Below are 13584 nucleotides of genomic sequence, written 5' to 3'. Positions count from 1 at the left end.
CATTTTGTAAAGCTGCACCATCATCGGCCAGAACATATGCACCATCATCATTAACATCTTCAAAGAATAAGTAATTGTCGCCATCATTCGGTGTCGCTGTAAAGGTGGAATCATCACCATCACACACACCATCGGTACTGATGCCTGCATCTGGATTGTCATAAACCTCTGCCGCGGTTACCGCTGTATCACTACAGTTTGCATCCGTATTATTATAGGTGACTACAACCCCTATTTTAGTGCCATCTGAATGAGCTCCGGTATAAGTATCTGAAGCACCATTTTGTAAAGCTGCACCATCATCGGCCAGAACATATGCACCATCATCATTAACATCTTCAAAGAATAAGTAATTGTCGCCATCATTCGGTGTCGCTGTAAAGGTGGAATCATCACCATCACACACGCCATCGGTACTGATGCCTGCATCTGGATTGTCATAAACCTCTGCCGCGGTTACCGCTGTATCACTACAGTTTGCATCCGTATTATTATAGGTGACTACAACCCCTATTTTAGTGCCATCTGCATGAGCTCCGGTATAAGTATCTGAAGCACCATTTTGTAAAGCTGCACCATCATCGGCCAGAACATATGCGCCATCATCATTAACATCTTCAAAGAATAAGTAGTTGTCGCCATCATTCGGTGTCGCTGTAAAGGTGGAATCATCACCATCACACACGCCATCGGTACTGATGCCTGCATCTGGATTGTCATAAACCTCTGCCGCGGTTACCGCTGTATCACTACAGTTTGCATCCGTATTATTATAGGTGACTACAACCCCTATTTTAGTGCCATCTGCATGAGCTCCAGTATAAGTATCTGAAGCACCATTTTGTAAAGCTGCACCATCATCGGCCAGAACATATGCACCATCATCATTAACATCTTCAAAGAATATGTAATTGTCGCCATCATTCGGTGTCGCTGTAAAGGTAGAATCATCGCCATCACACACGCCATCGGTACTGATGCCTGCATCTGGATTTGGATAAATTTGTGTATCATACTCACATTCCACACTTCCAAATGGAGAAGTGATCATAAGTTTTACGGTAAAATCAGCCGCGCCTGCATCAACATACACTGTAGTACTTGAAGTGGTAGGAGCAGGATTAAACATTGTACTTGCATCACCTCCTTCGATAGTCCAAATATATTGAGGATTCAGGGCGGCATCTACGGGAGTTACAGAATATTCCAGACCTGTAGTTCCTTCACAGGCTGCATCTACTCCTGAAAGATCACATTCTGGTGGCGGAATAACTGCGCTCGCTTTAAGCGACCTGTCCTGGTTACCTAAATTATTAAGGTTCCAGTCTATTAACCTCATATGATAAGGAGAACCACTAATCCCACCTGCAGATCTCGGCACTCCATCTATAAAGCCCCAGTCTGCACGGCTGGCTATATGACCACCCCAGGCTAAAATCATGGTTTGTCCATCTGTGGGTCCTGTAGTGAAAGTCACTATAATTTGCTGGGCCACTTTATTCAAAGAAAGATCGGCAGCCGCACCATTTACTATATTAGTGATCGTTCCTCCCCACATGGTCATTATTGCTCCTCCAGGGCCCAGGTTTCCAAAACTGGTCACGGGTTCAGGAGGAACCGGAGAATTCAAATTTGTAGGGACAGGAATGGCAAATGTACTTGTTGGAGCAGCCTCGGTATATCCTGGAATTCCTATTGTTGGATCAATATTCTCGGCTGCATGCCCATAGGCCAAAACATGAGGTTCAATTCTTTCATAATGAGTAAGATAATCAAGAGCGTGTTTGCCACTATGTTTCACATCATATTCCAATGTGAGATTAACTACTGTATTAGCTGGCATATCCGTTAGAATGGCACGATAGGCTACGGAAGAACCCTCAAAATAGTGGGCTTGCGTAGGACCCAGATTTCCGTTTACCCAGTTTCCCGGATCATTAGGAGAAGCTGCAGAACCGTTTCTAACCTGATCCAGGTTTGCTGCTGGCTGCTGAGCATGAATTAAAGTCGTTTGAGAAAAAATAATTAAGAAGCTAACTAATAAAATGCGAAGCTTCCAGTGTTGGGAAAACTTTAAGATACAATATAAGATCCCCTCAGGTGGTACGATTGTAGAGTCTTTCATAATACAAAATTTTAAAGGTTTGCACCAATAGCACGCATTAACCTTCAAAAGCAGACCGGGATATCATCTGTATAAAAAAAGGTGAAAATGAATCTAAATACATTGAAGGAGAGGGAGAAAAACCATCTGGCATAATATCTGGCCAGCACAATTACCTAAGAGGCACGATCTTATCGGGGGGATCTAATTCTTTCCTGGTTTAAGGAATAAGAGAACATTAAACTATAGGTTATTAAGACTTGGGTGACGTAGGAGAAATCTGGAGACTTTTTAAGTGAAGATCTATTAGATTATTGTTATAAAAATTATAGAAAAGTAACTTCTAATTTCTTATTCAAATTTAACAAAATTTTGACTATAACAGGGTCTATAGAATAACCTCCGACCAAAAACGGGGGTTATCACCTAAGCGCCGAAAAAAGCCAAAAAAACCATTCTTAAATTAGCAATATGAAGGCTTTATTTTGCCGATTTTTCATTAAAAAAGCCTTTCATTGTCAAATCCTAAAAAGTTGATTTTAAACTCCTTAATCTTTGCTCGTTTCCTTGGGTTTTATTTAACTTTAAAAGAATAATTCAGAAGGAAACAGGTATGAGAATAAAAGAACAGGGACTCTACTCCCCTCTAAATGAGCGCGATAATTGTGGCGCAGGTTTTATTTGTAATCTTAATGGTGAAAGAACTAATCAAATCATACATAAGGCGATTGATATCCTGGTTCGACTCGAACACAGGGGTGCTGTAAGCGCCGATGGAAAGACCGGAGATGGCGCAGGAATTCTAATAGAAGTACCTCACGATTTCTTTAAAAAAGTATGTGATTTCGAACTGCCGGAATTCAGGTCTTATGCAGTTGGGATGCTCTTTCTACCCAAGAATAAGAATCAGGCAAATTTATGTAAGAAAATATTTGAAGAAGAAGTTGAAAATCAGCAACTGGAAATTCTGGGATGGAGAAAGGTTCCTGTGAACCATTCCTGCCTGGGTAAAATGGCCAGCAGAGTTGAACCCGCTATCCAGCAGGTATTCATTGGCCGCCCTGAAAAACTGGATGATCAAAAGTTCAATGCAAAACTTTACACAGCCCGTAAAATTGCTGAACATCGTGTTGAGGAATCAGGACTTGCACAAAGGGAATATTTCTATTTTTCCAGTCTCTCCACTAATACCATTATATATAAAGGTCTTTTAATGCCCCAGGATATCAATGAGTATTACAAAGATCTTAATGATCCTGATGTGATCACAAAATTAGCACTGGTACACCAGCGATTCTCCACAAACACCTTCCCAACCTGGGACCTGGCACAGCCTTTCAGGTATATGTGCCACAATGGTGAGATAAATACGCTGCGCGGAAACCTAAGCAGGATGAGAGCAAGAGAAGAGCTCTTTGAAAGTGAGACCTTTGGTGAGGATATCAAGAAGATCGTCCCTATTACCATGGAAGGAAAATCAGATTCCGCTTCCATGGATATGGCCCTGGAACTTTTGCTTCAAACAGGAAGGTCCCTTCCAGAAGCCATTATGATGATGGTTCCTGAGGCATGGGAGAAGAACCCTTCCATGATAGATAACAAAAAAGCTTTTTATGAATATAACGCCTGTATCATGGAGCCCTGGGATGGCCCGGCCTCCATTCCTTTTACCGATGGTAATTATATAGGTGCGCTATTAGACCGAAATGGTTTAAGGCCTTCCAGGTATACAGTAACAAAGGACGGTTATGTAGTAATGTCTTCAGAAACCGGAGTTCTGGATATAAAACCGGAGAATGTATTGCGCCACGGTAGACTTGAACCAGGTAGAATGTTCCTTGTAGATATGATAGAGGGGCGCATTATTGAGGATGAGGAAGTAAAGGAAAAGATCGTAACCCGTTTACCATACCGGGACTGGTTAAATGACAACCTTTTGCCCTTAGCCAATGTTCCTTATACGGGGAACAAAACGCCGGTGGAAGATATACCTTATATCACCAGGCTGAAACTCTTTGGCTATACTTATGAGGATATAAGTACAATTATTGCGCCTATGGCCTCTCATGGTAAAGAAGCCATTGGTTCTATGGGTACCGATATTCCTCTAGCCGTACTTTCAGATAAACCACAATTGCTTTTTAATTATTTCAAACAGCTTTTCGCCCAGGTTACCAATCCACCTCTGGATGGTATCAGGGAAGAGATCGTGACCGATATCAGCCTGTCTGTAGGTGAGGATATCAACCTTTTTGAAATAATCCCGGAACAATGTAAAAAACTGAAGATCCAGAATCCTGTTATTTCAAACGAAGACCTGGACAAGATAAAATATATAGATCATCCGGGCTTCAAGGCCAAATCGATTTCTATGCTTTATGAAGCTGAAAAAGGAATGAACGGCCTGGAAGATCGACTGGATGAAATGATCCTCGAGATCAACGATGCGGTGGATGACGGATGCAATATTATAATCCTTTCAGACAGGAATGTAAATCCAAAACTTGCTCCTATTCCATCCCTGCTTGCATGCTCATTTGTACATCACCGGGTGAAAGACCACAATAGAAGGAGTTCTTTCGGAATTGTGATAGAATCGGCTGAACCAAGAGAACCACATCATTTTGCTGCCTTATTCGGTTACGGTGCGAGCGCCATTAACCCATATATGGTAAATGAAGTGATCTATGACCTGGTTGAAAGAAACGAGATCAATGAAAAAGATCCTGAAACTGCCGTAAACAACTTCAATGTTGCTATTGGTAAAGGTATCGTGAAGATCATGAACAAAATTGGAATTTCTACCTTACTTTCTTATCGTGGTTCGCAGATCTTTGAGATCCTTGGTCTCAATAAGAAATTCGTAAATAAGTACTTCTGCAATACTCCTACGAGGATTGAAGGTATCGGGCTTTACGAAGTAGAAAAAGAGATCCAGAAACGCTATCAGCACGCCTTCTTCCCTCCTGAAACGGAAACCGATCTTGACCTTGAAATGGGTGGAGATTACCGCTGGAGAAGAAATGGCGAGCGTCATGTCTTTAATCCTGCCAGTGTAGCTAAACTTCAGCAGGCCGTAAAGCAGAACTCTTATGATACCTATACTGAATATTCCAACATTATAAATGAGCAGAACGAGAGACTCATGACACTTCGTGGAATGTTCAAATTCAAGGATTTGAACCCTATTCCTATTGAAGAGGTGGAACCATGGACCGAGATCGTAAAAAGATTTAAGACCGGTGCCATGTCTTTCGGTTCCATTAGTAAAGAGGCCCACGAAAACCTGGCCATCGCAATGAACCGAATCAAAGGTAAAAGTAACTCCGGTGAAGGAGGAGAAGATCCAGACCGTTTTCAGAAGGATATCAATGGTAACTGGAGAAATTCAGCGATCAAGCAGGTAGCTTCAGGACGATTCGGGGTTTCTATCGATTACCTTTCAAACGCGAAAGAGATACAAATAAAAATGGCTCAGGGAGCCAAGCCTGGTGAAGGTGGGCAATTACCCGGACCAAAAGTAAATCCGGACATTGCGAAAACAAGAAATTCCACACCTTATGTTGGATTGATTTCGCCGCCTCCACACCACGATATTTATTCAATCGAGGATCTGGCTCAGCTAATCTTCGATCTTAAAAACGCCAACAGGGAAGCACGCATTAATGTGAAACTGGTTTCAAAAGTTGGTGTAGGAACGATCGCTGCAGGTGTGGCCAAAGCCAAGGCCGATGTGGTTCTTATTTCCGGTTACGATGGAGGAACGGGAGCTTCTCCCCTTACTTCATTAAGACACGCCGGACTACCATGGGAGCTTGGTATCGCAGAAACCCAGCAAACTTTATTGCTGAATAATCTTAGAAGCAGGATTGTTGTTGAGTGTGACGGACAGTTAAAGACTGGTCGTGATGTAGCTATAGCCTGCCTGCTGGGAGCTGAGGAGTTCGGCTTCTCTACTGCTCCACTTGTAGCAACAGGATGTATCATGATGAGAGCATGTCACCTGAACACATGCCCGGTTGGTATTGCAACCCAGGATCCTGAACTAAGGAAGAACTTTAAGGGAACTCCTGAAAATGTGATCAACTTCATGTATTTCATCGCACAGGAGCTTAGAGAGATCATGGCTCAGCTTGGTTTCCGAAAAATGGATGAAATGGTTGGTCAAAGTCAGAAACTGGATATGAACCGTGCCATTAAGCATTATAAAGCACAGGGTATCGATCTTTCCAGCATACTTCATAAACCAAAAATCAAAGAAGGAGTGCCATTATCGAACACGGAAAAACAACTTCATAATCTTGAAGGGGTACTTGACTTTGAAATATTGAGACAGGCTCACCCCGCGATTTACAGGAAAGAACCTGTAACTCTAAGTTTCCCTATCGCTAATACGAACAGAACCACCGGGGCGATCATAAGTAACGAGATATCCAAGATTCATGGTGCAAAAGGTTTACCTCATAACACCTTAACCCTTAATTTCAAAGGTTCAGCAGGTCAGAGTTTCGGAGCATTTTCGGCGCCTGGTCTGAATCTTAATATAGAAGGAAATTCCAATGACTATTTTGGAAAAGGACTTTCAGGAGCGATACTTTCTATCCGAAAACCTAAAGAAGCTACTTTCAAGTCCAATGAAAATATCATCATTGGTAATGTAGCTCTTTATGGAGCTATTTCGGGAGAGGCCTATATCAATGGTATTGGAGGTGAACGTTTTTGTGTAAGGAATTCAGGAGCAAAAGCGGTTATTGAGGGAATCGGTGATCACGGATGCGAATATATGACCGGAGGTGTCGCTGTTATTCTTGGAAAGATAGGAAGGAATTTCGCAGCTGGAATGAGCGGTGGAACAGCCTACATCTATGATCCGGATAATAGTGTGGACAGGAATAACTTTAATATGGAAATGGTAGATCTGGAATCACCTTCCGATGAAAACCTTCAGGAACTGGAAGAGCTGATAGTAAACCACTATCAGTATACCGAAAGTGAGGTAGCCAAGGCTATTCTTGATGATTGGGAAAATAATTCCGGAGCCTTTATAAAAGTAATGCCTGTGGAATATAAAAAGGCTTTACTGAGACTTGAAGAAGAAAAAGAACTAAGTGAAGAGGTAGATTTAAAAACAGCGTAAGAAAAATGGGTCAATTAAGAGGATTTTTAGAATATGAACGCGTTGATGAAGACAAAAGAAAAGTTGAGGAACGCGTTAAAGATTATAATGAATTTACAAAAGAACTAGACACTAAGGAACTTAATAAGCAGGGTGGACGCTGTATGGATTGCGGGATCCCGTTCTGCCATAGTGGCTGTCCACTGGGGAACCTTATCCCCGATTTCAATCATGCCGTGTACAGAAATGACTGGCAAAAGGCTTTAAAGATTCTGCATGCTACAAATAATTTTCCTGAGTTCACGGGAAGGCTTTGCCCTGCACCATGCGAATCTTCATGTGTACTGGGAATCATTGAGCCACCCGTGGCAATTGAGATGATAGAAAAATATATTGTAGAAAGAGGTTTTAAAGAAGGATGGATAGAACCTGAACCTCCTGCTCATCGTACAGACAAAAAAGTAGCCGTAATAGGATCGGGGCCTGCGGGACTTGCAGCAGCTCAGCAACTGAACAGAGCCGGTCATAATGTTACTGTTTTTGAAAGGGACGCTAAAGTTGGCGGATTACTGCGATATGGAATTCCCGATTTCAAAATGGAAAAGAAGGTCATAGACCGTCGTTTGGATATAATGAAGGCTGAAGGGATCGAATTCAAGACCAATGTAGAGGTTGGGAAAAACTATGAAATAGAAAAACTTGATGAGTTTGATGCCGTAGTCCTTTGTGGAGGTGCAACAGCAAGACGTGAACTTCCAATTCCTGGTGCAGATGCAAAAGGAGTGATGCAGGCGATGAAATTCCTGAAGAACAATAATGAGGTTGTAGACGGGCTTAAGGACATGAAAGAGGAGCTTAGCGCCAAAGGTAAGGATGTGATCGTTATTGGTGGTGGAGATACCGGGTCTGACTGTGTTGGTACTTCCAACAGACATGGAGCAAAATCTGTTACGAATTTTGAGATACTGCCTATGCCTTCAGAACACAGGACCCTGGAAAACCCATGGCCCTACTGGCCTTTCACTCTAAAAACAAGTTCTTCCCACGAAGAAGGGGTTGAAAGGAACTGGAGCATTCAGACCAAAGAATTTGTGAAAGACGAAAAAGGAAATCTGAAAGGCCTGAAAACCGTACAGGTTGAATGGCATAGAAAACCGGGACAGCGACCTGAGTTAAAAGAGATCCCTAACACCGAAAAGGAATGGCCTTGTGACCTTGCATTACTTTCGCTAGGCTTTACAGGACCAGAAAAGACCTTAAGTGAAAAACTCGGGGTTGAAACCGATGCCAGAACCAATATAAAAGGCGGAAAAAATTACCAGACCAATGTGAAGAATATTTTTGTTGCCGGGGATATGAGAAGAGGACAGTCGCTTATTGTCTGGGCTATTTCTGAAGGCCGTGAGGCGGCACATCATGTAGATAAATTCCTCATGGGAAAATCAAAATTGCCCATAAAAGGGAACGGAGACCTTCCCACCGCATAAACACGGGATAAACAAAAAAAGCCCCGCCAATTGGCGGGGCTTTTTTATTTATTTACTTTTTTTTCTTACAGTCCTAAAAGTCCTGTGAAAGAGATATCAAGATTTACTTCAGAATTAGCTTCAACGGTAAATCCGCTAAGATCAATACTGCTCGCAGTACTTGCTTCTACCATACTTGAAAATTCAAGTTTTCCGTCGTTATCTTCATCAGAATAAGAAGCAAAATGCAGTTCGTAATCACCTTCTTCAAGGAAATGGATCTCAAATTCTCCATTAGACTGAGATACGGCTGAACTACTCACGGCATTAGAGAATGTAACACCTTCTCCATTCGCACTGCTCTCAGATTCGCTGAATGTACCTTTTTTATAAGCATAGGCTACAACAACATCACCTTCAGCCTCGCTGGTATTATCTACATTTCCTGTAACCACACCAGTTTTCATACTGTTCACGGCTCTTACACTGCTTTCAAGTTGTGATTCAGACACGAAAGAATAATCATCTCCTTCATGCTTCAAACTTTTACGCAGGTCAAAGTCCAATACAAGTTCATTCTGGGCATCCTGTACAATCTCAGCCTGATCGTTGATGTTCAGTTCCATTGATCCGCCAAGCTCTTCTTTTGCACCACCACTAAGAACTACATAGTTTCCGGGCGCATTTCCTGATGCATCGGTATCGGCAAGCATTAAAGTGATATCAGAAGTTGTTCCTGCATCAAGCTTCAGCTCACCTAAAAGTTCAGTATTACCTTTTGTAAGGCTACTAACTTCTATAGTAGTCGTGTTGAATCCTTCCACAGCCTTACCATTTACTTTAACTTCAGAAACGGTAATAAAAACAGCCTCCACATTTGCTTCATCTACGGGAGAATCTGTAATATAAACCGCTGTGGAATTACCTCCTTCTCCTGTTCCCGGCTCTTCCATGGAATCATCCTCAGAACAGGAAACAAACAAAATTAATCCTAATAATAATCCTAATCTACTTAAGTTTTTAAATAGCATAAATAACAATTTTTGTACGCCTAATATTATTTAAGACGTTTTTGGTTAAAATTCATTGATTCGATTGTGGCTAGCATCGAAATAGATTTAGATTTGGAATTAGTATTAACGCAAGCTTCCTGCCAGTATTCCTTAAAAAAATGCTAAAACTGGCTATTTTACTGGTAAAATGGGAGAATAGGGCCATAAATAATCCTTTATGGACGGCCTGAAAAATCATTGGATTAAATGAAAAAGGCACCCTAACGGTGCCTCTTGGTTATGAGATCAACTCAAAGGTTTGTTGCGCAATTTCCAGTTCTTCGTTTGTAGGGATCACCAGGATCTTAACTTTGGATCCTTCGGCTTCTATAGCTCTTAATTTCTTATCGCGAACTTTATTTTTTTCTTCATCCAGTTTAATTCCGAAGTAATCCATATCCTTGCAAACCAGGTTTCGAATAACATCGCTATTTTCACCTATACCTGCCGTGAATATGAGAGCATCCAAACCATTCATCACAGCTACATAGGCCCCGATATATTTCTTTATGCGATAGGCATTCATATCTAAAGCCATTTGACATCGTTTATTCCCACTCGCAGCCTCTCTTTCAATTTCCCTGAGATCGCTGTAACCGGTAAGACCAAGCATTCCGCTATTCTTATGTAAAAGATCACTTACTTCCTGTGAGGTATATCCCAGCTCATCGATCAGATAAAAAATAACCGACTGGTCTATATCTCCACTTCTGGTTCCCATGATAAGACCATTCACAGGTGCAAACCCCAAGGAATGATCCAGGCTCTTTCCATCCTTCACAGCCGTTATACTACAGCCATTCCCTAAATGTATGCTTATAATTCTTGAATTTTCATTCTGAAGTTCCTCTATAGCTTTTTTAGAAACATATTTATGACTGGTTCCGTGAAAACCATATAGCTGAATATGATCTTTTTCAAAAAATTTATTAGGGATCGCATATTGGGCCGCTTTTCGTGGAATGGTCCTGTGAAAAGCAGTATCAAATACAGCCACCTGTTCCGAATTTGGGAAAAGCTTTTCAGCAACTTCAATCCCCTTTAAATTAGGCGGATTATGCAAAGGAGCGAGAGAGAAAAATTCTTTTATTTTTTCCTTTACCTTATCATTTATCGTGATTGTTTCAGAGAAAGCATCACCCCCATGCACTACCCGATGGCCCACAGCAGCAATTTCATCTTTATTCTTAATGACTCCGTTTTCAGAATCCATCAAATGTTCAGTAATCGCTTTTAAAGCAACAGCATGGTCTGTAGCTTCAATTATTTCTGATATTGCATTATCCTTAACCCTATAGTGTAATTTTGAATCATCCAGGCCTATTCTCTCTACCATTCCCGAAGCCATAACTTCTTCGGAAGGCATTTGTATAAGTTGAAATTTTAAAGAAGAACTTCCTGAATTTATGATCAATATATTTTTCATAATACTTTAAATTCCTTGTGCCTGAATGGCTGTTAAAATTACCGTGTTATAAATATCAGCCACAGTACATCCACGGCTTAGATCATTGACCGGTTTATTCAAGCCCTGAAGCATTGGTCCAATTGCAAGGGCTCCCGTTTCCCTTTGTACTGCTTTATAGGTGTTGTTTCCGGTATTCAGATCAGGGAAGATCAAAACATTGGCCTGGCCTGCCACTTCCGAATCGGGTAATTTACTTTTGCCAACACTTATATCTACGGCCGCATCATACTGAATAGGCCCTTCAACCTTAAGGTCTGGTCTTCTTTGCTTAACAAGCTCAGTAGCTTCCCTAACTCTATCTACATCTTCCCCCTTCCCGGAAGTCCCTGATGAATAGGAAAGCATGGCTATTTTTGGCTCAATGCCGAAAGCTGCAGCACTTTCAGCAGAAGAGATAGTTATTTCTGCCAGTTCCTCGGCCGTAGGATTAGGATTGATCGCGCAATCGCCAAAGACCGAAACCCTGTCTTCCAGGCACATAAAAAATACAGAAGAAACCACTGAAACGTTAGGTTTTGTTTTTATAAACTGAAGCGCGGGTAAAATGGTATGCTGAGTGGTGTGGGCAGCTCCAGACACCATTCCGTCGGCATGACCTTTATAAATCATCATCGTCCCAAAATAAGAAACATCACTCATTCGGTCTTTGGCCATATCCATATTCACACCTTTATGCTTTCTAAGTTCATAGAAGGTTTCGGCATATTCATGAAAATAAGGAGATTTTACCGGGTCTATGATATTTACTTTTGAAAAGTCAAGGTCCAGTTGAATTTTAGCTAGCGTCTTCTTAATTACATCAACATCGCCCAGTAAGGTTAATTCAACCAGATTCATATCAATAAGCCGTTTTGCTGCAGTAAGGATACGCTCATCGGTACCTTCAGGCAATACGATACGCTTTTTGCTTTTTCTGGCGCGTTGTACCAATCCGTACTGGAACATTCTGGGAGTTATCCCGTGAGGTTTATAATCGATTAGTCTTTCCACCAGTGAATCAAAAGACACGTAGCGTTCAAAAGTACTTATGGTCGTTTGAATCTTCTGAATACTATCTGCATAAATATTAGATTTTATAGCCCCTACTTTATTGGTTACATTAAAGGTTCCATCCTGAACGGAAATTATCGGCACGATATCAGACAGTCCTTCAATCAACTTCAAAATTGATTCTTCTGGCGTTAAACCGCCGGTTAGAATAATCCCAGAAATCCTTGGATAATTACTGGAAATATTCGCCTGCAAGGCACCAAGAATTATATCGGCCCTGTCTCCGGGTGTTATCACCAGACTTTCATTCTTAAGCGTGGTAAGATAGTTACGCAACTGCATTGCTCCTACTCCAAAATTCCCGCTTTGATTATCCAGAAAATCATGACCGAACAATACTTTCCCATCCAGGGCATTTACTATTTCCTTTAAAGTGGGGTTATTGAGCGTATCAATTAATGGAATAGCAAAAACACCTACATCTTCTGGTAAAATGCCTCTCATATTCTTTTTGGCAGATTCAAGGTTTAATTCCTGAATCTTATTACTAACCATAGCAATTACCTGAACTTCCTTATTCTTAAAAGCCTGAAAGGCCATTTGCTGACTTCCCAGTAATTCTTCCCAGGTCTTACTCTGACCACTAACCACAATAATAACAGGTATACCAAGGTTTTTTGCAATTACCGTATTAACGTCGAACTCAAAAACACTTCCTTCTCCTGAAAAGTCACTGCCTTCTACAAGGATAAAATCAAACTCCTCTTCTAGCTTTTTATATTTGGAAATGATGGTATCTATGATCTCTCCCGATTTCCCTTCATTTCGTTTATGAATAACTTCACTGCGGGTAAATGCATAAGTATCCTCATAAGGGATATTTAAATTGAAGTAGCTTAAAACAGTGTCTATATGATTGTCTTTTTCGTCTTCTAAAGTATCGTTTATAATAGGCCTGAAATATCCTACTTTCATCATTTTACCCAGCAGAGTACGCATCAGTCCCAGGCTGATCATTGATTTGCCACTATGAGATTCCAGAGTGGCGATATAAATTCCCTTGTTCATAGTAATTAAATTGTATGGCAAAAATAAGACTAATAAAAAATGAAGCTTTTAAGTATTCCTTAAAAGATGCTAAAGAATGACATGAATCATATGTTTCAAAATGCTTTGGAAGAAAGCATTTTTATTCTGAAAATAGAAAGATATGAGTTATCGAAGAGAGGCATTACCTGGAATAAACTTTAAATTATTCCATAAAAAAACCCCTTCAGGATAACTGAAGGGGTTTTCAAGAAGAAGGCGGCGACCTACTCTCCCACAATGATAGCAGTACCATCGGCGCTAACGGGCTTAACTTCTCTGTTCGGAATGGGAAGAGGTGA

At 41.1% G+C, this 13584-nt stretch carries 6 protein-coding genes and 1 rRNA gene; 2 read left to right on the top strand and 5 right to left on the bottom strand.

Annotated elements, in window-relative coordinates; translation table 11 throughout:
- Positions 1-2125 (bottom strand): hypothetical protein (locus tag NE848_RS17125; protein WP_252115835.1); only part of this gene is annotated, 2125 nt, incomplete at its 3' end.
- 592 nt (positions 2126-2717) lie between these two features.
- On the opposite strand from NE848_RS17125, the gene gltB reads away from it, so the two are divergent.
- On the top strand, positions 2718-7241 hold the full coding sequence (gltB, locus tag NE848_RS17120; RefSeq protein ID WP_252115834.1) for a glutamate synthase large subunit: 4524 nt from the start codon (positions 2718-2720) through the stop codon (positions 7239-7241).
- A 5-nt stretch (positions 7242-7246) separates the two neighbouring features.
- The gene (locus NE848_RS17115) at positions 7247-8707 is read left to right on the top strand and encodes a glutamate synthase subunit beta (protein WP_252115833.1); all 1461 of its coding nucleotides are present in this window, start codon (positions 7247-7249) and stop codon (positions 8705-8707) included.
- A 65-nt stretch (positions 8708-8772) separates the two neighbouring features.
- On the opposite strand, the gene NE848_RS17110 is transcribed toward NE848_RS17115, so the two are convergent.
- The 4 genes from NE848_RS17110 to rrf form a co-directional block, all read right to left on the bottom strand.
- The gene (locus NE848_RS17110) at positions 8773-9717 is read right to left on the bottom strand and encodes a DUF4382 domain-containing protein (RefSeq protein WP_252115832.1); all 945 of its coding nucleotides are present in this window, start codon (positions 9715-9717) and stop codon (positions 8773-8775) included.
- A gap of 259 nt (positions 9718-9976) precedes the next feature.
- Entirely contained in the window at positions 9977-11164 is a 1188-nt protein-coding gene (locus tag NE848_RS17105; RefSeq protein ID WP_252115831.1) for an acetate/propionate family kinase, read from the bottom strand.
- A gap of 6 nt (positions 11165-11170) precedes the next feature.
- On the bottom strand, positions 11171-13264 hold the full coding sequence (gene pta / locus NE848_RS17100; RefSeq protein WP_252115830.1) for a phosphate acetyltransferase: 2094 nt from the start codon (positions 13262-13264) through the stop codon (positions 11171-11173).
- A 232-nt stretch (positions 13265-13496) separates the two neighbouring features.
- Positions 13497-13584: ribosomal RNA gene (gene rrf, locus NE848_RS17095) — 5S ribosomal RNA — on the bottom strand; the annotation flags it as partial.

This window comes from Gramella jeungdoensis (assembly GCF_023805255.1).
Taxonomy (GTDB): domain Bacteria; phylum Bacteroidota; class Bacteroidia; order Flavobacteriales; family Flavobacteriaceae; genus Christiangramia; species Christiangramia jeungdoensis.
This window is presented reverse-complemented; position numbering and strand designations above follow the sequence as displayed.

What these genes read in the sequence shown, in the direction of transcription:
- NE848_RS17110 (WP_252115832.1), bottom strand. Translation starts at nt 9,717, where the DNA reads ATGCTATTTAAAAACTTAAGTAGATTAGGATTATTATTAGGATTAATT.
- NE848_RS17115 (WP_252115833.1), top strand. Translation starts at nt 7,247, where the DNA reads ATGGGTCAATTAAGAGGATTTTTAGAATATGAACGCGTTGATGAAGAC.
- NE848_RS17105 (WP_252115831.1), bottom strand. Translation starts at nt 11,164, where the DNA reads ATGAAAAATATATTGATCATAAATTCAGGAAGTTCTTCTTTAAAATTT.
- gltB (WP_252115834.1), top strand. Translation starts at nt 2,718, where the DNA reads ATGAGAATAAAAGAACAGGGACTCTACTCCCCTCTAAATGAGCGCGAT.
- pta (WP_252115830.1), bottom strand. Translation starts at nt 13,264, where the DNA reads ATGAACAAGGGAATTTATATCGCCACTCTGGAATCTCATAGTGGCAAA.